This window comes from Mycobacterium sp. (assembly GCF_008709575.1).
Lineage (GTDB): Bacteria > Actinomycetota > Actinomycetes > Mycobacteriales > Mycobacteriaceae > Mycobacterium.
Genome location: NZ_VYIK01000524.1, coordinates 1 through 558 on the forward strand (window position 1 = coordinate 1; position 558 = coordinate 558).

The 558-nt window shown below is 61.3% G+C and carries 1 protein-coding gene and 1 pseudogene; both read left to right on the forward strand.

Annotation, left to right across the window (positions count from 1 at the left end; translation table 11 throughout):
* The first annotated feature begins 43 nt into the window (after window positions 1-43).
* Window positions 44-187 carry an IS3 family transposase gene (locus F6Q13_RS20420; RefSeq protein ID WP_367141381.1) on the forward strand — a complete coding sequence of 48 codons (144 nt, stop codon included), beginning with the start codon at window positions 44-46 and terminating at the stop codon, window positions 185-187.
* Between the two features lie 105 nt (window positions 188-292).
* Window positions 293-499, forward strand: a pseudogene (locus F6Q13_RS19955) (transposase); the annotation flags it as partial.
* Window positions 500-558 lie beyond the last annotated feature (59 nt).

The window sequence follows — 558 nt, forward strand, 5'->3', positions numbered from 1 at the left end:
TTCGCTGTTCACACGCCGATCAACAACGACCGACCTTCCACGGATTCAGGCTAAGGCAGCCGCCAAACTTGCTGTCGGCGACTGGATCGAGCGCGTCTACAACCGACGCAGACGCCACTCGGCCCTCGCTATGATGAGCCCGGTCGACTTCGAAGACCGACTCACTCAGACGGCTCAAGCCGCCTGACCGATGTGTCCACCAAACGGGGTCAAGCCCAAACCCCGGTTGGTTGGTCCATGGTGTGTGAGAGTCTTGCAGCCCAGGTTTTGGGCAGGAAGGCTCGACAAGATCATGGCGACGAGAAAGCGGCACACTCCCGAGCAGATTGTGCGCAAGCTGATGACGGCCGATCGGCTGTTGGCCGAGGGCAAGGACACCGCGGCGGTGTGCCGCGAGTTGGGTGTCTCCGAAGCCACGTATCACCGCTGGCGCAATCAATTCGGCGGGCTCAAGGCTGAGGACGCCAAGCGGCATAAGGACCTCGAACGCGAGAACAGCACTCTGGGCTTCCCCTGAAAACGTGGAGGTTTCCGTTATGCGGCCTCCGGTTGGATGGC